The 19,169-nt window shown below is 60.0% G+C and carries 23 protein-coding genes; 8 read left to right on the top strand and 15 right to left on the bottom strand.

Annotated features, from left to right (window positions below; all coding sequences use genetic code 11):
- Positions 1 to 54 precede the first annotated feature (54 nt).
- The 10 genes from FEZ21_RS06290 to nrdR form a co-directional block, all read right to left on the bottom strand.
- On the bottom strand, positions 55 to 846 hold the full coding sequence (locus tag FEZ21_RS06290) for a cobalamin-binding protein (protein ID WP_010655457.1): 792 nt from the start codon (positions 844 to 846) through the stop codon (positions 55 to 57).
- On the bottom strand, positions 846 to 1,265 hold the full coding sequence (locus FEZ21_RS06285; protein ID WP_003444270.1) for a hypothetical protein: 420 nt from the start codon (positions 1,263 to 1,265) through the stop codon (positions 846 to 848). Before FEZ21_RS06285 ends, FEZ21_RS06290 begins: the two co-directional genes overlap by 1 nt.
- Positions 1,262 to 1,879 (bottom strand): GTP cyclohydrolase II, encoded by a 618-nt coding sequence (gene ribA, locus FEZ21_RS06280; protein ID WP_373683726.1) that lies wholly within the window; start codon positions 1,877 to 1,879, stop codon positions 1,262 to 1,264. Before ribA ends, FEZ21_RS06285 begins: the two co-directional genes overlap by 4 nt.
- 139 nt (positions 1,880 to 2,018) lie before the next feature.
- Positions 2,019 to 2,981 (bottom strand): thiamine-phosphate kinase, encoded by a 963-nt coding sequence (gene thiL, locus FEZ21_RS06275; RefSeq protein ID WP_160626672.1) that lies wholly within the window; start codon positions 2,979 to 2,981, stop codon positions 2,019 to 2,021.
- Positions 2,982 to 2,996: 15 nt separating this feature from the next.
- Entirely contained in the window at positions 2,997 to 3,497 is a 501-nt protein-coding gene (nusB, locus tag FEZ21_RS06270; RefSeq protein WP_003444273.1) for a transcription antitermination factor NusB, read from the bottom strand.
- Positions 3,494 to 3,970 carry a 6,7-dimethyl-8-ribityllumazine synthase gene (gene ribE, locus FEZ21_RS06265; protein ID WP_160626670.1) on the bottom strand — a complete coding sequence of 159 codons (477 nt, stop codon included), beginning with the start codon at positions 3,968 to 3,970 and terminating at the stop codon, positions 3,494 to 3,496. Before ribE ends, nusB begins: the two co-directional genes overlap by 4 nt.
- A gap of 91 nt (positions 3,971 to 4,061) precedes the next feature.
- Positions 4,062 to 5,153, bottom strand: coding sequence for a bifunctional 3,4-dihydroxy-2-butanone-4-phosphate synthase/GTP cyclohydrolase II (ribBA, locus tag FEZ21_RS06260; protein WP_003444277.1), 1,092 nt, complete (start codon positions 5,151 to 5,153; stop codon positions 4,062 to 4,064).
- Positions 5,154 to 5,169: 16 nt separating this feature from the next.
- Entirely contained in the window at positions 5,170 to 5,832 is a 663-nt protein-coding gene (locus FEZ21_RS06255; RefSeq protein WP_003444279.1) for a riboflavin synthase, read from the bottom strand.
- A 46-nt stretch (positions 5,833 to 5,878) separates the two neighbouring features.
- A complete protein-coding gene (gene ribD / locus FEZ21_RS06250; RefSeq protein WP_029612150.1) occupies positions 5,879 to 7,012 on the bottom strand; it encodes a bifunctional diaminohydroxyphosphoribosylaminopyrimidine deaminase/5-amino-6-(5-phosphoribosylamino)uracil reductase RibD in 1,134 nt (377 codons plus the stop codon).
- The gene (nrdR, locus tag FEZ21_RS06245) at positions 7,009 to 7,473 is read right to left on the bottom strand and encodes a transcriptional regulator NrdR (RefSeq protein ID WP_003444283.1); all 465 of its coding nucleotides are present in this window, start codon (positions 7,471 to 7,473) and stop codon (positions 7,009 to 7,011) included. Before nrdR ends, ribD begins: the two co-directional genes overlap by 4 nt.
- A 138-nt stretch (positions 7,474 to 7,611) precedes the next feature.
- On the opposite strand from nrdR, the gene FEZ21_RS06240 reads away from it, so the two are divergent.
- Genes FEZ21_RS06240 through FEZ21_RS06230 form a run of 3 tightly spaced genes read left to right on the top strand, consistent with a single transcriptional unit; the run spans position 7,612 to position 9,657 of the window.
- Positions 7,612 to 8,061 carry a YbaY family lipoprotein gene (locus FEZ21_RS06240; RefSeq protein WP_003444285.1) on the top strand — a complete coding sequence of 150 codons (450 nt, stop codon included), beginning with the start codon at positions 7,612 to 7,614 and terminating at the stop codon, positions 8,059 to 8,061.
- Positions 8,058 to 8,747, top strand: a complete 690-nt coding sequence (locus FEZ21_RS06235) for a methyltransferase (RefSeq protein ID WP_003444287.1) — start codon at positions 8,058 to 8,060, stop codon at positions 8,745 to 8,747. Before FEZ21_RS06240 ends, FEZ21_RS06235 begins: the two co-directional genes overlap by 4 nt.
- Before the next feature lie 31 nt (positions 8,748 to 8,778).
- The gene (locus FEZ21_RS06230; protein WP_160626668.1) at positions 8,779 to 9,657 is read left to right on the top strand and encodes a co-chaperone YbbN; all 879 of its coding nucleotides are present in this window, start codon (positions 8,779 to 8,781) and stop codon (positions 9,655 to 9,657) included.
- A 66-nt stretch (positions 9,658 to 9,723) separates the two neighbouring features.
- On the opposite strand, the gene FEZ21_RS06225 is transcribed toward FEZ21_RS06230, so the two are convergent.
- Positions 9,724 to 10,065, bottom strand: a complete 342-nt coding sequence (locus tag FEZ21_RS06225) for a hypothetical protein (protein WP_160626666.1) — start codon at positions 10,063 to 10,065, stop codon at positions 9,724 to 9,726.
- A 136-nt stretch (positions 10,066 to 10,201) separates the two neighbouring features.
- Here FEZ21_RS06225 and FEZ21_RS06220 point away from each other — a divergent pair, with 136 nt between their 5' ends.
- From FEZ21_RS06220 to FEZ21_RS06200, 5 genes are all read left to right on the top strand, one after another.
- Entirely contained in the window at positions 10,202 to 10,765 is a 564-nt protein-coding gene (locus FEZ21_RS06220) for a DUF2796 domain-containing protein (RefSeq protein ID WP_160626664.1), read from the top strand.
- A gap of 83 nt (positions 10,766 to 10,848) precedes the next feature.
- Positions 10,849 to 11,559: an ABC transporter ATP-binding protein gene (locus FEZ21_RS06215; protein WP_010655453.1), complete on the top strand. Its 711-nt coding sequence runs from the start codon at positions 10,849 to 10,851 to the stop codon at positions 11,557 to 11,559.
- A gap of 1 nt (position 11,560) precedes the next feature.
- Positions 11,561 to 12,826, top strand: a complete 1,266-nt coding sequence (locus FEZ21_RS06210) for an ABC transporter permease (RefSeq protein ID WP_010655452.1) — start codon at positions 11,561 to 11,563, stop codon at positions 12,824 to 12,826.
- A gap of 16 nt (positions 12,827 to 12,842) precedes the next feature.
- The gene (locus FEZ21_RS06205) at positions 12,843 to 13,361 is read left to right on the top strand and encodes a DUF3299 domain-containing protein (protein ID WP_003444320.1); all 519 of its coding nucleotides are present in this window, start codon (positions 12,843 to 12,845) and stop codon (positions 13,359 to 13,361) included.
- Between the two features lie 149 nt (positions 13,362 to 13,510).
- Positions 13,511 to 14,209 carry an OmpW family protein gene (locus FEZ21_RS06200; RefSeq protein WP_003444322.1) on the top strand — a complete coding sequence of 233 codons (699 nt, stop codon included), beginning with the start codon at positions 13,511 to 13,513 and terminating at the stop codon, positions 14,207 to 14,209.
- Positions 14,210 to 14,269: 60 nt separating this feature from the next.
- On the opposite strand, the gene FEZ21_RS06195 is transcribed toward FEZ21_RS06200, so the two are convergent.
- The 4 genes from FEZ21_RS06195 to FEZ21_RS06180 form a co-directional block, all read right to left on the bottom strand.
- The gene (locus FEZ21_RS06195) at positions 14,270 to 15,199 is read right to left on the bottom strand and encodes an NAD-dependent epimerase/dehydratase family protein (RefSeq protein WP_003444324.1); all 930 of its coding nucleotides are present in this window, start codon (positions 15,197 to 15,199) and stop codon (positions 14,270 to 14,272) included.
- Positions 15,192 to 16,076, bottom strand: a complete 885-nt coding sequence (locus tag FEZ21_RS06190) for a sugar nucleotide-binding protein (protein ID WP_003444326.1) — start codon at positions 16,074 to 16,076, stop codon at positions 15,192 to 15,194. The genes FEZ21_RS06195 and FEZ21_RS06190 overlap by 8 nt, the downstream gene beginning before the upstream one ends.
- 150 nt (positions 16,077 to 16,226) lie before the next feature.
- Positions 16,227 to 18,335 (bottom strand): mechanosensitive ion channel family protein, encoded by a 2,109-nt coding sequence (locus FEZ21_RS06185; RefSeq protein WP_010655451.1) that lies wholly within the window; start codon positions 18,333 to 18,335, stop codon positions 16,227 to 16,229.
- A gap of 292 nt (positions 18,336 to 18,627) precedes the next feature.
- Positions 18,628 to 19,164 carry a single-stranded DNA-binding protein gene (locus tag FEZ21_RS06180; protein WP_003444330.1) on the bottom strand — a complete coding sequence of 179 codons (537 nt, stop codon included), beginning with the start codon at positions 19,162 to 19,164 and terminating at the stop codon, positions 18,628 to 18,630.
- Positions 19,165 to 19,169 lie beyond the last annotated feature (5 nt).

The following is a 19,169-nucleotide window of genomic DNA, read 5'->3' as shown; positions in this document are numbered from 1 at the left end:
GCGAGCTTTTAATACGCAGAGCTCGCGAGCAAGCTCGCTCCTACAGGGTGAGAGTCAGTCAGCCAGTTGCTCGCAAAGTCGGGCCGTTGCTTCAAGCATCTGCGCACTCGGGCGCTCAAGGCCTTTGTCGGTCAATAACAGCAAACGTCCGTGCTTGACCGCATCAATCTGCGGCCAGGCTTTCCAGGCATCCAGCTGCGCCTGGCTGCTGGCGATGATCACTTGCGGATTGCGCTGCAATACCGACTCCACGCTGACCTGCGGCGCAGGCAGTTTGAGGTCGGCAAATACATTGCTCGCCCCGCACACCGCCAATGCGTCACTGATGATCTGCGTACCGCCAACGGTGTACAGCGGCTGATCCCACACCTGGTAAAACACCCGCAGCGGTATGTCGCGCCGATATTGCCCACGCAGCCCGGCCAGACGCTGACGCAGTTGCGCGGCCAGTTCACGGCCACGCTCAGGGCGGTTCAGCGCCACGGCCAGGGCTTCAACCTGATCGGCCAGTTGCTCGAGGCTCGCAGGCTCGGCGGTGTAAGTCGGGATGTCGAGATGGCGCAGCTGTTCGCGCTGGGCAGCGGCAACGCTACCCGGCCAGAGCAAAAGTAAATCGGGTTGCAGGCTGATCAGGCGCTCCATGTCCAGCTGGCCGTAACGGCCCACGGAAGGCACGCTGCGCAGCTGCGGCAAAGGCTCACCCGCCTCCAGGCGGCCCACCAGCAGATCAGCGGCGCCCAGTTCGACAACCATCTCTGACAAGGAGGGTGACAGGCTGATCACCCGTGTAGCCGCCCCGGCCGGGGTGCCGATGGCCAGCAGCAGAACCGCCAGCCAGGCGCGCATCAGCCGATCTGGCGCGGGATGCGATAGAGGTAAAACAGTACCAGCGTCGACACTGAAAGCAGCAGCAACGGCACGCCTTCAAGCCCGACAAACACCGCCAGCGCAGCGATCCACACCGGTAGGCCGGCAGCCAGCAAGGCGCGGTAGCGGGCACGGGCAAGCTCGGCCCAGGCAGCGGGTTCCTGGGGCGTATCAAGGGCTTTTTGCAATGCGATCAGCCCATGTTTGTACGGCCCGAAAAAGCGCAGCGTGACAAACATCGACGCAACACCGGCAATGAAGAACGGCATCGTCAGCCCGGGCAACAAGGGCTCGGACTTGCCGAACAACCAATTGGCCAATACCAGCGGCAGCAGGGTCAGCACCAATTGCTGCCACCAGCTGAAGCTCATGCGGCGACGGATCTGACCACGGGTCACGCCGGGTCGGCCTCGCTTTGATGCTGGTTGCCCATCATGTGCCCGAGCTTGTTGGCTTTGGTCGCCAGGTACAGCTTGTTGTGCGGGTTATGCCCGGTGTGCAGAGGCACCCGTTCGGCCACGTTGATGCCCATCTCGGTCAAGGCTTTGACCTTGCGCGGGTTGTTGGTCATCAGACGCAACGACTTCACACCCATGTGCTCCAGCATCGGCAGGCAGATCCCGTAGTCACGCTGATCGGCGGCAAATCCCAGACGCTCATTGGCCTCAACCGTGTCGGCGCCGCCATCCTGCAGTTCGTAAGCACGAACCTTGTTCAGCAAGCCAATGCCCCGGCCTTCCTGACGCAAGTACAGCAACACGCCACGGCCTTCGCGGGCGATGGCCTGCATGGCGGCTTCGAGCTGCGAACCGCAGTCACAGCGCTGGCTGAACAAGGCATCGCCGGTCAGGCATTCAGAGTGCACCCGGCCTAGTACCGGAGCGCCGTCCGCCACGTCGCCCAAACTGAGCACAACGTGTTCACGACCCGTGGCTTTCTCGAGAAAGCCATGCATGGTGAATTCGGCAAAGGGGGTGGGAAGCTTGCAAGCGGCAACGAAAACGACGGGCACCGTGTGCTCCTGATCAGTTTGAGTACTGGAAATTCGCAGAGGCGGCATTGTAACAGGACGTTCCTATAGACGCTTAGGCTGAATTATCGGAGATAAAGATCTAAAAGTTTGATCGCTCTTGCAGCAGCTGGCCACGTAGTCATTCACCGCGAAAATGCTGATAACCGCGTATGCCCGGGGTGATGTCCCGGCCATCGACGTCCAGCAAACCGACGCCCTGCCCTTCGACCACTCGGCCAATCACCTGAATCGGCCAGCCATCTGCCAGCAGGGTCGGCAACTCAACGGCCGGCAAAGTGAACGCCAGCACGTAATCGTCACCCCCACTCAACGCCGCTTGCTGCGCAGCGGCGTCACCCAGAAATTCCTGCAAGGCGAGGGAAACCGGCACGCGGTCGTTTTCGATCAGCAAGCCGACTTTCGACGCCAGGGCAATATGCCCGCAGTCGGCCAGCAGGCCATCGGAGATATCCAGCGCCGAGCTGGCCTTGCCACGCAGTGCCTGGCCCAGCGCCAATTGCGGTTGCGGCGACCAGTAGTGCGCCAGCAACGGCTCGGCGATGGCGGGTGTGGCGCTACGCTGGCCGAGCACCAGAGGCAAGGCGCCAGCGGCATTGCCCAACTCGCCGCCAACACACAGCAGGTCGCCGGGCCGGGCTGCACTGCGGGTCAATGCCTGGCCCCGAGGTACGCGGCCAAAAACCGTCAGCGTCAGGCATAGCGGCCCGCGCGTGGTGTCGCCACCAATCAGACGCAAGCCACAGCCCTGAGCCATCAGGTTCAAACCGCGGGCGAACGCTTGCAACCAGTCGGCTTCAACCGCAGGCAAGGTCAGGGCAAGGGTAAACGCGAGGGGAGTTGCGCCCATGGCCGCCAGATCGCTGGCCGCCACTGCCAGCGAACGCTGACCGAGCAAGAAAGGGTCGCATGGATCTGCGAAGTGCACCCCGGCTACCAGGGTGTCGGTGGAAATCGCCAGTTGTTCCCCGAAAGGAACATCCAGCAGGGCGCAGTCGTCGCCGATGCCCAGAGCAACACCTTCGCCGCCTTGCGCACAAGGCGCGGCAGCGAAGAAGTTACGGATCAGCTCGAACTCGCCCATGGCCGACAGCGCTGATCAGCGCTTGTAAGCCTTTACTTCAGCTTCACGCAGGCGTGGCGCCAGTTTGTCGAGCACACCGTTGACGAACTTGTGGCCGTCGGTAGAACCAAACACTTTCGCCAGCTCGATGCCTTCGTTGATTACAACGCGGTAAGGCACGTCGACACGCTTGATCAGCTCCCAGGTGGACAGGCGCAGAACGCACAGTTCAACCGGGTCGAGCTCTTCGATGGTGATGTCCAGGCATGGTGCCAGGGCGGTATCGATTTCAGCCTTGATTGCAGGTACGCCGTGCAAAATTTCACGGAAGTACGCGGCATCAACGTCGGTGAAGTCGTTATCGACCCGAAACTGGGCTTCGATTTCGTTCAGGGACTGCTTGGCCATGTGCAATTGATACAAGGCCTGAGTCGCGAGTTGACGCGCTTCACGGCGCTTGGCGCTCTTGGATGGTTTGCCGGCGTCCGCAGGTTTAGGATCGCGCGGGTTAAAACGATCGCTTTCGTCGGAAATCACTTGGCCTCCAACTGTGCCAACAGGCTGACCATTTCAAGGGCGGACAAGGCAGCTTCAGCGCCTTTGTTGCCGGCTTTGGTGCCGGAGCGCTCAATGGCCTGTTCGATCGAATCGACCGTCAACACACCGAATGCAACCGGTACGCCGAACTGCATGGACACCTGGGACAAGCCCTTGGTGCATTCGCCGGCAACGTATTCAAAGTGCGGAGTACCGCCACGAATCACGGCGCCCAGGGCGATGATGGCGGCGAATTCGTTGCGCTGGGCAACCTTTTGCGCAACCAGTGGAATTTCGAACGCACCCGGAGCACGGATGACGGTGATGTCGCTTTCGTTCACACCGTGGCGAACCAGGGCATCAACGGCACCACTCACCAGGCTTTCGACGACGAAGCTGTTGAAGCGGCCAACTACCAGAGCGTAGCGACCTTTGGGGGCGATGAAGGTACCTTCGATGGTCTTCAGGGTCATTCGGTATGTCTCGTATTAAAGAGCCAGAACGCACTCGCGTGCGTTCTTTAAGGATATTGGGCCACGAATTCGGACAGGACACGACCGGTCTTTATTCGGAGGGCACGTATTCTACAACTTCCAGATCGAAACCGGATATGGCATTGAACTTCATTGGTGAACTCATCAAGCGCATTTTGCGCACGCCGAGGTCACGCAGGATCTGCGAACCGGCACCCACGATGCTGTAAGTGGTCGGTTTTTTCACCGGCACCTGGTCAGCAGTTTCGCGAATATGGGCCAGCAATACGTCACCATCCAGCGGATGACCCAGCAACAGCACTACACCACTGCCGGCCGCTGACACCGCGCTCATGGCGGCGCGCAGGCTCCAGCGCCCCGGTTGCCTGACCATCAGCAGATCACGCAGCGGGTCCATGTTATGCACACGCACCAGGGTCGGCTCTTCAGCGCAGATCTTGCCCAGGGTCAGTGCCATGTGCACATCGCCTTCGACTGAATCACGATAGGTCACCAGGTTGAATTGGCCCAGCTCGCTGTCCAGTGGCTGTTCGGCAATCCGCTGAACGGTACGTTCATGGATCATGCGGTAGTGGATCAGGTCGGCAATTGTGCCGATCTTGATGCCGTGTTCGGCAGCGAAGGTTTCTAGTTCCGGACGGCGGGCCATGGTCCCGTCGTCGTTCATCACCTCACAGATAACACCGCTTGGCTCGAACCCGGCCATACGTGCCAGATCGCAGGCAGCTTCGGTGTGACCGGCGCGGGCCAGAGTACCGCCCGCCTGTGCCATCAACGGGAAAATATGCCCCGGGCTCACGATGTCTTCTGCTTTCGCGTCCCTGGCCGCAGCCGCCTGCACGGTGCGCGCACGGTCCGCTGCCGAGATGCCGGTGGTCACACCGGTAGCCGCTTCGATCGAGACAGTGAACTTGGTGCCAAAGCCGGAACCGTTGCGCGGCGCCATCAATGGCAGTTGCAGCAGCTCGCAACGCTCGCGGCTCATGGGCATGCAAATCAAGCCACGGGCAAAGCGCGCCATGAAGTTGATGTGCTCGGCCTGGCAGCACTCGGCAGCCATGATCAGGTCGCCTTCGTTCTCGCGGTCTTCGTCATCCATCAGGATGACCATCTTGCCTTGGCGGATGTCTTCAACCAGTTCTTCGATGCTGTTGAGCGCCACGCGGCACCCCCTTAATTCAGGATTTGAGGTAGCCGTTGGCGGCCAGAAAACTTTCACTGATGCCGCCCGAAGTCGGCTCGGCGGCTTTATCGCCCAGCAGCAGACGCTCAAGGTAACGCGCCAGCAGGTCCACTTCGAGGTTCACCCGGCGACCCGGACGATAGTCGTCCATGATGGTTTCGCTCAGGGTGTGGGGAATAATGGTCAGCGAGAACTCGGCGCCATTGACCGCGTTCACGGTCAGGCTGGTGCCGTCGACGGTGATCGAGCCTTTATGGGCGATGTACTTGGCCAGCTCTTTGGGAGCGCGGATGCGGAACTCGATAGCCCGGGCGTTCTCTTCCCGCGAGATCACTTCACCCACACCGTCAACGTGCCCGCTCACCAGGTGACCACCCAGACGCGTGGTCGGGGTCAGGGCCTTTTCCAGGTTGACCCGGCTGCCGCTTTTCAAATCGTTGAACGCGGTGCAGTCGAGGGTCTCGCGGCTGACGTCAGCCATAAAACCGTTGCCCGGCAGTTCCACGGCAGTCAGGCACACGCCATTGATTGCAATACTGTCGCCGAGTTTGACGTCGCTCAGGTCGAGCTTGCCGGTGTCTACATAAACCCGCACATCGCCGCCTTTGGGGGTCAGTGCACGGATGCTGCCGATGGATTCAATGATGCCGGTAAACATGGCGTTCCCCTTGAGAACAGAACCTGCGTAGAACGGAGGCTGAGAATTATACGCTCGCGGATGGCACAGGTATGGCGGTGACTCGCCAGTCATCACCCACCGCGCGCATTTCAATGATTTTGAGCAAAGGCGCTTCGCTCATATGGGTCAACGGCAGCTCAAGCAATGGCCGGGCTGTGGAGCCGAGGAACTTGGCGGCGATGAAAATCTGGTATTCATCCACCAGCCCCTGTTCGGCAAAAGCCCCGGCCAGACGCGGCCCGGCCTCCACCAATACTTCGTTCACCCCGCGTGCGGCCAGTGCAACCAGCAACTTGCGTAAATCGACCTGGCCGTTGGCACCGTGGATCACCAGGCATTCCGGCCCCGTGCGGTATTGCTCGGCGGGAGGTACGCAGGTGGCAACCAGCGCCGGACCTGCCTTGAAAAACGGCGCATCCAGCGGCACCCGCAAACGCCCGTCAATCAATACCCGCAGCGGAGGACGGCTCAGTGCCAGCGCCGTGAGCTCGGGGCTCAGGCCCAGCTCCGGACCGCGCACGGTCAGGCGCGCGCCATCGGCCAGAACCGTGTCGGCACCGGTCAGCACCACGCTGGCCTGCGCCCGCAGCCGCTGCACCGCAGAGCGTGCCGCAGGGCCGGTGATCCATTGGCTTTCGCCATTGGCCATGGCCGTGCGGCCATCAAGACTCATCGCCAGCTTGACCCGCACAAACGGCAGGCCGTGCTCCATACGTTTGAGGAAGCCCGGGTTCAGCGCCCGCGCTTCACTTTCGAGCACGCCGCTGCACACTTCAATACCGGCGTCAGCCAGACGCTTGAGGCCGCGGCCGGCAACTTCCGGGTTGGGGTCCTGCATGGCCGCCACCACCCGCGCCACGCCGGCATGGCGCAAGCCGTCGGCACAGGGCGGAGTGTGGCCATGGTGGCTGCACGGTTCCAGCGTGACGTAAGCCGTGGCGCCACGGGCCAGCTCGCCCGCCGCACGCAAGGCGTGGACTTCGGCGTGGGGTTCACCCGTGCGCACGTGCCAGCCTTCGCCGACAATCTGTCCGTCACGCACTATCACGCAACCGACTCGCGGGTTGGGATGGGTCGTATACAGGCCGTTACGCGCCAGTTCGATGGCACGCGCCATGTAATGGGCGTCTAAAATTGATTGTTGCGTAGTCACAGTCATTCTTTGGAGGGCTCACGGGCGAGTCGGTCGATTTCTTCGCGGAACTCGTTGAGATCCTGGAAGCGTCGATAGACAGAGGCAAAACGGATATAGGCCACTTCATCGAGCTTTTGCAGCTCGCCCATGACCAGCTCACCGACAACCAGCGATTTGACTTCGCGTTCACCGGTGGCGCGCAGCTTGCTCTTGATATGGGCCAGCGCGGCTTCGAGTCGCTCGACGCTGACCGGGCGCTTTTCCAGCGCCCGCTGCATGCCGGCACGCAGTTTTTCTTCGTCGAAAGGCTGACGACTGCCGTCTTGCTTGATAAGGCGCGGTAACACCAACTCGGCTGTTTCAAAGGTGGTGAAACGCTCACCACAGGCCAGGCATTCACGCCGGCGGCGCACCTGGTCGCCCTCGGCGACCAGACGCGAGTCGATGACTTTAGTGTCGTTGGCACCGCAGAAAGGACAGTGCATGGTGGCGGCAACAAAAAATGGGGAGTGCCATGGTAGCGCATCCCACTGGCAAGACAAGCCATAGCCTTTACGGTATACAGTCCGCCTACTATGTTTCACCCATCTGATACATCGACAGACCTGCCGCTGGAGCCTTCCATGTCGCTACGAACGCTTTTTTTGTTGTGCCTCGCCGGTTTCCTGGGCGCCTGTAGCAGCGAACCGCCAAAACCGGTGCAGACTCAGGTGCTGGCACAGCCAAAAACTGATGCTCCAAAAGACCTCGGACCACTGCCGGCCTATCAGCGTGAACTCAGCGGCGTGTTGACCGGCGTACCCGCAGGGGCCGAGGTTGAACTGGCGATGCTGATCATTGACGAACGTGGACGCCCCCAAGGCCTGATGGCCAGCAGCAAGATCATCGGCAATAGCCAGCCGCTGCCGTTCAAGCTGCGTTTTAACCCCGAAGCCTTCCCCGCCGGAGCGCGGGTTGAACTGCGCGGACGCGCCAGCCAGTCCGGGCAATTGATCCTGCATCTACCTTCAAAAATCATCAGCCAGCCTGCGACCCAGGCCATGGGTACCCTGGCCTTTGTCCAGGCACCATGAATACACCGCTGCATCTGCAACAGTCATTGAGCGAGTTGGTGGGCGATGCCCGGCTGATCATTACGGATTTGCCGGACACGACACTCAAGTTATGGCTGCTTGACCCGCAACGGATGGATCGTTGCTTCACGGCCGACGAGACCCGGCGCATCCTTTACGAGCCACCGTACTGGGCGTTTTGCTGGGCCAGCGGTCTGGCTCTGGCACGTTATCTGGCCGAGCAGCCGCACTGGGTGCAAGGCAAGCGCGTGCTGGATTTTGGCGCAGGTTCCGGAGTGGCAGCAATTGCAGCGGCCAGGGCCGGGGCACTCGAGGTGCTGGCTTGCGATCTTGACCCGCTGGCGCTGGCTGCCTGCAGGGCGAATGCCGAGCTCAATGATGTGCAGCTCCATTATTCCAGCGACTTTTTCGCCGAAGCCGACCGCTTCGACCTGATCCTGGTGGCGGACGTGCTTTACGACCGTGAAAACCTGCCACTGCTGGATCAGTTTTTAACCCGCGGCCAACAGGTTCTGGTCGCCGATTCCCGGGTGCGCGACTTCAAGCATCCGCTGTACCGCCAGCTGGACAGCCTCAAGGCATTGACCTTGCCCGATCTGGCCGAACCCCATGAATTTCGTAACGTGAGCCTGTATCACGCGCAACGCGAGCCTATGGCTTTCGGCCTGCCCGTACAGCCTTTATAGTTGCCCTCATTTACCTGTTTCGAGACACCTAATGAATCAGCCTACGCCTTCTTCCCATAGCTTCGACGTAACCTCCGCGGACTTCGACAGACTGGTTGTCCAGGCCTCTTTTGAGCAGCCCGTTCTGGTGGATTTCTGGGCCGACTGGTGTGCACCGTGCAAGGTGATGCTGCCGATTCTGGAACAGATCGCGATGGACTATCAGGGCGAGTTGTTACTGGCCAAGGTCAATTGCGAAGTCGAGCAGGACATCGTGGGCCGTATCGGCATTCAAACCCTGCCCACAGTAGTGCTGTTTAAAGACGGCAAAGTGGTGGATGGCTTCCAGGAAGCGCAACCCGAATCGGCGATCCGCGCGATGCTCGCGCCCCATGTCGTGATGCCCGAGCCAGAGGCCGAAGACCCGATGCTGCAAGCCCGGGCACTGTTTTCCGAAAGCCGCTTTGCTGACGCCGAAGCCCTGCTGAAAAACATCCTCACCGATGACAACAGCAACGCCGGCGCACTGATTCTGTATGCCCGCTGCCTCGCCGAACGCGGTGAACTCACCGAAGCACAAGCCGTGCTGGACGCGGTTAAAAGTGACGAGCACAAAGCCGAACTGGCCGGGGCCAAGGCGCAACTGACGTTCCTGGGTCAGGCCGCGGATTTGCCGGATGTGGCGGATTTGAAAACCCGCGTTGCACAAAACCCGCAGGACGACGAAGCCGCTTACCAACTGGCGATCCAGCAATTGGCGCGCCAGCAATATGAAGGTGCTCTGGACGGGTTGCTGAAGCTGTTCACCCGCAACCGCAGCTACAACGAAGGCATCACCCACAAGACCTTGCTGCAGGTCTTCGACTTGTTGGGCAATGATCATCCGCTGGTGACCACCTACCGCCGCAAATTGTTTGCTGCGCTGTACTAGGCATCGGGCTGCAGGAGCGAGTTTGCTCACGAGCAACTCGCGCCTGCGGGTCTTGCGTCATCTTTGCTATTCGATCCAGCTGTAAATCGGTGAGTCTGTGCCGCTCACCACTTTCACCTCGGGGCAATGACGCAGGCGTACCAGCAGCCGCTTGCCCGCGCCGGTGCTGCCGGTCAGGGCTTGCAGCTGCCCAAGCAGCTCAGGCCCGCTGATCTGCCCGGCCTTGCGCAACAAGTCTTTAGTCGTTTCCCACACGGCATCGTCATGATTCACCGGTCTGGCAGGGGGCTGGCTGACAGGCGCGTCACTGACCTGCAACTGTGCACCCAGTGCAGCCCAGTCGCCGCCATCCAGTTCCACCGTCAAATCCACCGGCCAGTCGCCGATTGTTCCGCGAATGCGCACCATCGCTCTACTCCTCAAGTTTCATCAAACCATGCTCCCATGCGTATTGCGTAACGCCAAGCACACGGGCAAACTCTCGCAAATATTGTTATAAGATCACATAACAAACTGGTCCTCCCCCTTCTGCTGGAGTCACGCTATGCGCCGTTTGCTTCTTGCTATACCGTTTGCCCTGTTGCCGCTGGCCATGGCCCATGCTGCAGATGATCACGACCATGAACACGCCAGCCTGGGAGCCCACGAGCATGGCGCAGGTAGCCTCGATGTGGCTCTCGATGGCCAGACTCTGGAACTTGACCTGGATGGCCCGTCAATGAACCTGGTCGGATTTGAGCACCTTGCCACTACCGACGCTGACAAAGCCAAAGTCGCGGCAGCCCAGGCCCATCTGGGCAATCCGCTGGTGTTGTTCAACCTGCCCAAAGCTGCCGAGTGCAGCGTTGAAGCCCAGGACCTGCAGAGCCCACTATTTGAAGCCGCCCCTGAAGAGGCTGCCGGCGTGGCAAAAGGCGAGCACCATCACAGCGATATCGAAGCCCACTATGCCTTTACCTGCAACAAACCCGAGGCGCTGAAGACACTGGATCTGAGCACATTCTTCAAGACGTTCCCGGGCACCCATAAAATCAAGGTACAACTGATTGGCGCAAGTGGTCAGCAAGGTGTAGAAGCCACACCTCAAGCCCCCACCGTCAAGTTCTGACCGGTTTGAACCTGCAGGAGCGAGCTCGCTCCTGCAGATACCGCCCCGCTATTGGCACCCCATACAGGCGATTTCTCTTCCCCATGACCCAAGCACTTATCGAACTCAATGACCTGAGTTTCAGTTGGCCGGGGCAGCCCGTGTTGCTGGATATTCCGGCATTTCGCCTTGAGCCGGGCGAAACCCTGTTCCTCAAGGGCCCCAGCGGCAGCGGTAAAACCACGTTGCTGGGCCTGCTCGGCGGCGTGCAAAAAGCCGATAGCGGCACGATCCGCCTGCTCGGCCAAGAACTGGGCGAACTCGGCTCGGGCGCCCGCGATCGCTTTCGGGTCGATCACACCGGTTATATCTTTCAGCAATTCAATTTGCTGCCGTTTTTATCGGTACGCGAGAACGTTGAACTGCCTTGCCACTTTTCCAGACTGCGCGCCAGCCGCGCCGTGCAACGCCACGGCAGTGTGGATAACGCCGCGCAAACCCTGCTGGCGCACCTGGGTCTCAAAGACCCGGCTTTGCTGGAGCGACGTGCAGACTCCCTGTCGATTGGCCAGCAGCAACGGGTCGCCGCTGCCCGCGCCCTGATCGGCCAGCCCGAGCTGGTAATTGCCGACGAGCCGACCTCGGCCCTCGACGCTGACGCCCGCGAAGCGTTTATCCAGTTGCTGTTTGCTGAATGCCGCGAGGCGGGCGCCAGCCTGCTGTTTGTAAGCCACGATCAAAGTCTGGCCCCCCTCTTCGACCGAAATCTGTCGTTGTCCGAACTCAATCGTGCCGCCACGTCGGCAGAGGTCTGAGATGTATCTGTTTCGACTAGCCCTGGCCAGCCTGGCTAACCGTCGCTTCACCGCGATCCTGACCGCCTTCGCCATCGCCCTGTCGGTGTGCCTGTTGCTGGCGGTCGAGCGGGTGCGCACCGAAGCCCGCGCCAGCTTTGCCAGCACCATCAGCGGCACTGACCTGATCGTGGGCGCCCGCTCCGGCTCGGTCAATCTGCTGCTGTACTCGGTATTTCGCATTGGCAATGCCACCAACAATATTCGCTGGGACAGCTTTGAGCACTTCGCCAACAACCCGAAAGTGAAATGGGCGATTCCCATGTCACTGGGCGACTCCCATCGCGGTTATCGGGTGATGGGCACCAGCGAGGCGTATTTCGAGCACTATCAATACGGCCGTCGGCAGAACCTGGAACTGGCTGCCGGCCGGGCGTTTGCCACCGACCCTTTTGAGGTGGTACTTGGCGCCGAAGTGGCGGATGCACTGCACTACAAACTGGGTGACAAGCTGGTGCTGGCCCACGGCGTGGCCGCGGTCAGTCTGGTCAAGCATGATGACAAACCGTTCACCGTGGTCGGAATTCTCAAACGCACCGGCACCCCGGTTGACCGTACCCTGCATATCAGCCTGGGCGGTATGGAAGCGATACATGTCGATTGGCATAACGGTGTTCCGGCCCGTGGCGCCGGGCGGGTAAGTGCCGATCAGGCGCGCAACATGGACCTCACCCCGCAGGCCATCACCGCCTTTATGCTGGGTCTGAACAGCAAGATCTCGACCTTTGCCTTGCAGCGTGAAATCAATGATTTCCGCGGTGAACCGATGATGGCGATTTTGCCCGGGGTGGCGCTGCAGGAACTCTGGAGCCTGATGAGCACCGCTGAAAAAGCATTGTTCGTGGTGTCGCTGTTTGTGGTGCTGACCGGCTTGATCGGCATGCTCACTGCGATTTTGACCAGCCTCAATGAACGTCGGCGCGAGATGGCCATTCTGCGTTCGGTCGGTGCCCGGCCATGGCATATCGCAACCTTGCTGGTCTTCGAGGCCCTTGCCCTGGCATTGGCCGGTGTAGTGGCCGGCGTGGGGTTGCTGTACCTGTGTATCGCCGTGGCCCAAGGTTATGTGCAATCGAACTACGGGCTGTATTTACCGCTGGCCTGGCCAAGCGAATATGAATGGGCGCTGCTTGGCGGTATTCTTGCGGCCGCCCTGCTGATGGGCTGCGTGCCGGCATGGCGCGCCTACCGACAATCGCTGGCCGATGGTCTGTCCATTCGTTTATGAACCCGGGGTTATAACAATGTCCGTGTTGCCACGCGTGCTGCTGGCACTGCTTGTGCTGATCACTACTCCTTTGTGGGCAGCAGAGCCGAAAGAGTTGACGTGGTCGGAGATGATTCCGCCCGACGCGCCGGCTGAAGTGCCAGACATGGCACCGCTGCACGACCTGTCACAGATGGGCGACATGGAGGCCGCCCCGGCAGCCAGGCAGGACTTGCCCAATGCGCCGGTGGTGACGACGCTGGACGGTCAGTTGATTCGCTTGCCGGGCTATATCGTGCCCCTTGAAGTCAATGAAGAAGGCCGCACCACCGAATTTTTGCTGGTGCCCTACTTCGGCGCCTGTATCCACGTGCCGCCTCCGCCGTCGAACCAGATCGTGCATGTCACCAGCAAGGTCGGGGTGCAAGTCGATGAGCTGTACCAGCCGTACTGGATCGAAGGCGCGATGCAGGTCAAATCCAGTACCAGTGAACTGGCAGATGCGGGCTACCAGATGGATGCGCAAAAAATCGTTGTGTACGAACTGCCGGAGTAACCCCCCCATCGCTCCTGCAGGGACGATGAGCACGGGCCAGCTCACGAAATTTTCACAAACTCACCGTTCATTGAGCTGGGTCAACTGAGCGCGGCATGGCGCTCTTTACCATTGGTTATATAAATTTCAAATATCCCAATGGAGCTCCCATGCACAAGTCTTTGCTCAGCGCAGCCGCGCTTGCGCTCGCCGTCGTCGCCCCGCTTGCCCACGCCCACACTGAAGGTGACATCATTCTGCGTGCCGGTGCGATCACGGTAAACCCGAAGGCCGACAGCTCCAGCGTCAAGGTTGATCAGGGCCCGCTGGCGGGCGCGGATCTGGGTGGCAAGGCGACCATGAGCAGCGACACGCAATTGGGCCTCAACTTCGCCTACATGATCACCGACCATGTCGGTATTGAACTGCTGGCAGCCACGCCGTTTGAGCATGACGTGAAACTTAAAGGCACCGCCTTGTCTGCGGCAAACGGCAAGCTGGGCAGCCTCAAGCACTTGCCGCCAACCCTGAGTGTTGTGTACTACCCGCTGGACTCCAAGTCGGCGTTCCAGCCTTACGTGGGTGCCGGTATCAACTACACCTGGATCTATGACGAGCACGTTGGCAGCAGCGCCAGCGCGGCAGGCTTTGACAACTTCAAGGCAAAGAACTCGTGGGGCATGGCATTCCAGGTCGGTGCTGACTACATGCTGACCGATAACATCATGATCAACGCCCAGGCACGCTATATCGATATCGATACCCGCGCCACGGTGGAAAACAACGCAGTAGCGCCTGGCACCCGCGCCAAGGTCAATGTAGACGTGGATCCGTTCGTTTACATGGTAGGTCTGGGTTACAAGTTTTAAGCGACAAACAACATCAAAAAAGGCGCCCTGGAGGCGCCTTTTTTTGTAGCCAGGGGCTTGTCAGCGTCCGAGCAAACGCGCCAGACCAACACTCATGGGTGTGGTTTCGCCAAGCTTGAAGCGTTGCAGCAAGCGGCTGTTGTCTGCCCGTGAATGGCGGATATCGCCGGAGCGGGCCGCACTGTAGCTGATGGGCGGCAGTCCACCGACCACGTCGCCCAGCGCCTCGAGCATTTGCTTGAGGGTGGTGGCTTTGTTCAGGCCAACGTTGACCGCGCCTTCTTCAACCTGCCGGGCTTCGACAGCCTGAACCAGGATGTTCACCAGGTCACCGACGTAGATGAAGTCACGGGTTTGCTCGCCATCGCCGAAAATGGTGATGGGCAGGCCCTTTACCGCGCGTTCGCTGAAGATGCTGATCACCCCGGAGTACGGCGATGACGGGTCCTGGCGCGGGCCGAAGACGTTAAACAGACGGAAAATCGCCGGTTCCAGCCCGTGTTGGCGACGGTAAAAGTCCAGATAGTATTCACTGGCCAGTTTGTCGGACGCATAAGGCGTCAGTGGCGCCTTGGGGGTGTCTTCGACAATCGACTCACCTTCACCGTTATTGCCATACACAGCAGCGCTGGAGGCAAAAACGACCCGTTTGACCCCGGATTCACGCATGGCTTCGCACACGTTAAGGGTGCCGATGAAATTGCTTTGATGGGTACGTACCGGGTCGTCCACCGAGGCTTGCACCGAGGCAACTGCCGCCAGGTGAACCACGGCACTGCAACCGGCCATGACCCTGGCAACCAGGGCAGCATCCGCCACGTCGCCTTCGATCAGCTCGACCTTGGGGTTGTCCATTGGCAGATTGCAGCGCTTGCCGGTGGACATGTCGTCGAGAATGCGTACGGCATGCCCCTTGGCCAACAAGGCATCAACCAGATTGGAACCGATAAATCCGGCGCCGCCGGTCACTAAAACGGGTGAATCAGCCATGACGATAAAGTCTGTCCAGTAATGTCGGGAGTGCCGCACGCCAGGCGCGAGGCTTGATCCCGAAGGTGTGTAAGATTTTCTTGCAGGCCAGCACAGCATGCTGGGGCTCTTCCGCGGCGTCCGGGCATGCCGCATGCGCCTGCGGTACAGGTGCTTCGACAGCCAGTGGATGCAGGGTGCGCGCTTCGCTCAGGATCGCTTGCCCCAGCGCCAGCGGCGTGGTCGCCTCGTGCCCCGCGTAGTGATAAGTACCCCACAGCGGCGCGGCGCAATCCAGCTGCTTGAGCACTGAGATAATCACCCGTGCGGCGTCATCTACCGGTGTCGGATTGCCCCGGCGATCATCGGCCAGCAACAATTCTCCCGGCTTTTCAGCCTGGGTCAGAAACCGCCCGAGCAGACCTTCCGGGCTGTCATCCAGCAGCCAGCCAAAACGCAGCAGCACGTGCTGCGGGCAGATGGCCCGCACACTTTGCTCGATTCGCCACAGTGCCTGACCGCGTAACCCCAGCGGAACGGGTTCGTCCTTTTCGCTGTAGGCCGTCGCCCGCGAACCGTCGAAAACCCGATAGCTGGAAGGTTGCAGCAAAATGATGTTGTGGTGCTGGCACAACTCGGCCAAACGTTCGACAGAGCGCTCCTGGCCAGCAAGTCGGGACTCGCTGACTGTCGGCGCCTGAAACCAGTCGAAGTAATACGCGAGGTTGATGACCGCATCCGGGCGGGTGTCATCCAGCAGCTGCGTAAGGCTCGCAGCGTCCCAGCCGTCTTGCGGCGGACGCGGGGCGAGGAAATTAATGTCTTCCTCGGCACCCTGACGAATCAGCGCCTGCCCGAGAGCATTTCCGCCGCCCAATAACATAAGGCGCATTCGCATAGAGTGTGCAGACTCAGTCTATTCAGAACGGTGATGTATACCAGAAAACCAACGGTGAAAGCTGCTGGCCATGATCAAGACCTCCGTATTTTGCGGGTTTATGGCCCCGCCGTCACTGACAAACTGCACCCCTGCGGGTCAACGGGCTCACTACAGCTGCGGCGGCATGTCAGTGAGCAGCAACCTGGAAGGCGGCTGCTCGGCAGCCGGTGCCGGTTCGCCGGTATCGCGTACGGGCATCAGGAATCCCTGTGGATAATGTTGCGCAAAGTGGACATCGTCACACTTATCCACAAGCTTTTTGAGCCGGTCATTGAAAGCCCGACTGACGGAGCTCTGGGCGCCGGACATGGTTCTGAACTGAGCGGTAATGGTTACGCCATCCAGATTCATGCTGTCGACCCCGAATACCGTCAGCGAGCCCTGCAGGCTGAGACTGAGCAAAGGATCGTCACTGATCTGGCTTCCGGCCTGGCGGATCATGTCGATGGCCTGATCGGTGTCGGTGTCGTAGGTGAACTGAACCGAGAAAAATGCGTACGCAAACTGCCGGGAATGGTTGATCACCGCCTTGATCTGACCAAAGGGCACCGAATGCACGAAGCCCCGCGAGTCCCTCAGGCGCAAGGTGCGAATGGTCAGCCCCTCAACGGTACCCGCATGGTTGGAGTCGACCACCACCCAGTCGCCGACAGAGATGGTGTCCTCAATAATAATGAACAGCCCCGTAATGACGTCTTGTACCAGCTGCTGGGAACCAAAGCCGATTGCCAGCCCTATGACCCCGGCACCAGCGAGGAAAGGCGCGACGTTGACACCCAGGTTGGCCATGGTGGTGATGGTGCAGACCACCACCAGAATTACTTTTATTGCATTGCGCATCAGCGGCAGGATGGTCTTGACGCGGGTGCTCGGCTCGCGGGTGCCATGTCGGGTCACTGTAGGTTCCAGCGTTTGCTGGATGGCGGTATCGAGCACCACCCAGGCCAGCCATGTCACCAGCAGGATCAACAGGATGCGCCCCAGCGAATCGCTGATGACCTTGCCGGTGTTGCTGTCTGAGGCGAACGCCAGCAGGGAGAACCCCCAGATCTGGGACAGGAGTTCGATAAAGGTCACAGCCAGAGCAATACGCAGCAATGCATAAAGCACATTCAGTAAACGCTCTCGATAGATGCTTGTACGGCGGGTCGGCGTACGAAATGAGTGGTGCAAAATCGTACTTAAAAAAACCGCGCCGATGATCAGTCCTGAAGTCAGCAGCGCACCGCGCATGGCACGCTCACTGCCCTCGCCTATTCCCAGCAAATTGAGCGCCGTGACCACCAGCATCAGCAGTATCGGCCAGTACCACAACGCCGAAAAAATACGCAACGACTCCTGCAGTGCAGGCTGACCAAGACGCTGCGCCAGTGCACGGTCCCTAATCAGGTGCGCCACGGGGCGACGCAACCGTATGGCCAGAAAGGCAAAAATGATGCACGCCAGCAACCCGGCAAAAACCGACAGACAGCTCGCAATGTTATCGCCAATTTGCAGCGCAATTTGCGGGCTGTTCATCCCGTCACTCAGCGCGGCAAAAAAGCCGATCAGGAACAGTGGCCGGCGCGAATACTTGCGAATGATCTGAACTGCAATCCGCTTGTGTCCGACTTCAAACATCGCACTGAGTGCCAGCACCAGCGCCACACTGAACACCCCGGCACTGCCCGCATAGGTCAGGGTCATCCCCAGCGAACGGCCAATGGTGTCTTGCAGATAACGACTGGCATACAAGGTCAGCACCAGACTTATCACTGCCGGCAAAAGGTACTGCACCACATAACCGACAAGTGCCTGTATGCGCGGCCTGGTGTTGATCGCACGCGTCATATCCAGGTATCGCACCAGCAAGCGCCCCGTCAGCATCAGCCCGAAAAAACCCCCGAACCAGATGGCTGGCAACAGGACGAAGTCCCCCAAGGCGCCCCATGAGGGATGAGCCGATGCCTGTTCGACCAGTTCACCGACTTCATCCACCGCAAGCTCTGAGCGCAAACTCCAGGAGCCCAGCAGACGAGCGCTCAGGCCGAGCCGTTCCTGGATCTGGTCCATACCCTCGCCCAAGGCACCCAGCAAGCCGCCATCGACCAGCACCGGAGGCTTGCCATCCGTCTCTTCTGCCTTGATAACCGAGGCCAGCGTGGGGGCTGCCTGGAGAATGCCGTTGCCTGAGAGCAACAGGATGAGAAGCACAATCGCTGCTTTGAAATTGAACAAACCCGGGAGTCCTCCTGGACATCTTTGACGGAACCGCTGACGTTGGCCAATTGGCCCGCCGGTACTTGAGATCAGTACAGCGTAGTCAATGAAGCGCCAGGCGCCTGGCGTCACACGCAGGCTTTTGACCTGGACTGCCCGGATCAGCCCGGTTGCCATTTTTTGCAGGACGGATCTGACTGTTGTCAGCGCCCTGCGCCGCGCAGCCATTTCCGGCCCCAAACAAAAGGCCCGTTGCTGAATCAGCGACGGGCCTTTGTTGGTTCTGAGTATGTCGCCCGAACGCTAGTAGCTAGAACGGGATATCGTCATCAAAGCTGTCGAAGTCCGGTGCAGGTTGAGGTGCCTGCTGCTGCGGCGCTGGGCGCGACTGCTGCTGTTGAGGCTGTTGCTGCTGCGGCGCAGGGCGTTGAGCCTGCTGACGCGGTGCAGACTGCTGTGGCTGGTAGTTGTTACCACCGCCCTGGTTTTGTTGGTCGCCCTGCGGACGGCCGCCCAGCAGTTGCATGGTGCCTTGCATGTCGACCACGATTTCGGTGGTGTAACGCTTGATACCGTCTTTTTCCCACTCACGGGTTTGCAGCTTGCCTTCGATGTACACCTGCGAACCCTTGCGCAGGTATTCGCCGGCGATCTCGGCAACCTTGCCGAACATCGATACACGGTGCCATTCAGTCTTTTCGACTTTCTGGCCGGTTTGCTTGTCGGTCCACTGTTCGCTGGTTGCCAGACTCAGGTTGGTCACGGCATTACCGTTAGGCAAGTAGCGAACTTCGGGATCCTGGCCGCACGTGCCGACCAATATAACTTTGTTAACCCCACGGGCCATAACGT

Origin of the sequence: Pseudomonas sp. 9.1(2019) (assembly GCF_009910445.1) — a bacterium.
In the GTDB taxonomy this organism is placed as follows: Bacteria; Pseudomonadota; Gammaproteobacteria; order Pseudomonadales; family Pseudomonadaceae; genus Aquipseudomonas; species Aquipseudomonas paraversuta.
The sequence above is the reverse complement of the archived record's forward strand: the minus strand, read 5'-3'. Positions and strand labels throughout refer to the sequence as shown.

Excerpts from the sequence above, each read along its gene's own strand:
- FEZ21_RS06190 (WP_003444326.1), bottom strand. The coding sequence starts at position 16,076 with ATGCGAATGCGCCTTATGTTATTGGGCGGCGGAAATGCTCTCGGGCAG.
- FEZ21_RS06200 (WP_003444322.1), top strand. The coding sequence starts at position 13,511 with ATGCACAAGTCTTTGCTCAGCGCAGCCGCGCTTGCGCTCGCCGTCGTC.
- FEZ21_RS06215 (WP_010655453.1), top strand. The coding sequence starts at position 10,849 with ATGACCCAAGCACTTATCGAACTCAATGACCTGAGTTTCAGTTGGCCG.
- FEZ21_RS06180 (WP_003444330.1), bottom strand. The coding sequence starts at position 19,164 with ATGGCCCGTGGGGTTAACAAAGTTATATTGGTCGGCACGTGCGGCCAG.
- FEZ21_RS06225 (WP_160626666.1), bottom strand. The coding sequence starts at position 10,065 with ATGGTGCGCATTCGCGGAACAATCGGCGACTGGCCGGTGGATTTGACG.
- FEZ21_RS06195 (WP_003444324.1), bottom strand. The coding sequence starts at position 15,199 with ATGGCTGATTCACCCGTTTTAGTGACCGGCGGCGCCGGATTTATCGGT.
- ribE (WP_160626670.1), bottom strand. The coding sequence starts at position 3,970 with ATGACCCTGAAGACCATCGAAGGTACCTTCATCGCCCCCAAAGGTCGC.
- FEZ21_RS06210 (WP_010655452.1), top strand. The coding sequence starts at position 11,561 with ATGTATCTGTTTCGACTAGCCCTGGCCAGCCTGGCTAACCGTCGCTTC.
- thiL (WP_160626672.1), bottom strand. The coding sequence starts at position 2,981 with ATGGGCGAGTTCGAGCTGATCCGTAACTTCTTCGCTGCCGCGCCTTGT.
- FEZ21_RS06240 (WP_003444285.1), top strand. The coding sequence starts at position 7,612 with ATGTCGCTACGAACGCTTTTTTTGTTGTGCCTCGCCGGTTTCCTGGGC.
- nrdR (WP_003444283.1), bottom strand. The coding sequence starts at position 7,473 with ATGCACTGTCCTTTCTGCGGTGCCAACGACACTAAAGTCATCGACTCG.
- FEZ21_RS06205 (WP_003444320.1), top strand. The coding sequence starts at position 12,843 with ATGTCCGTGTTGCCACGCGTGCTGCTGGCACTGCTTGTGCTGATCACT.
- ribD (WP_029612150.1), bottom strand. The coding sequence starts at position 7,012 with ATGACTGTGACTACGCAACAATCAATTTTAGACGCCCATTACATGGCG.
- FEZ21_RS06290 (WP_010655457.1), bottom strand. The coding sequence starts at position 846 with ATGCGCGCCTGGCTGGCGGTTCTGCTGCTGGCCATCGGCACCCCGGCC.
- FEZ21_RS06255 (WP_003444279.1), bottom strand. The coding sequence starts at position 5,832 with ATGTTTACCGGCATCATTGAATCCATCGGCAGCATCCGTGCACTGACC.
- FEZ21_RS06235 (WP_003444287.1), top strand. The coding sequence starts at position 8,058 with ATGAATACACCGCTGCATCTGCAACAGTCATTGAGCGAGTTGGTGGGC.
- FEZ21_RS06220 (WP_160626664.1), top strand. The coding sequence starts at position 10,202 with ATGCGCCGTTTGCTTCTTGCTATACCGTTTGCCCTGTTGCCGCTGGCC.
- FEZ21_RS06230 (WP_160626668.1), top strand. The coding sequence starts at position 8,779 with ATGAATCAGCCTACGCCTTCTTCCCATAGCTTCGACGTAACCTCCGCG.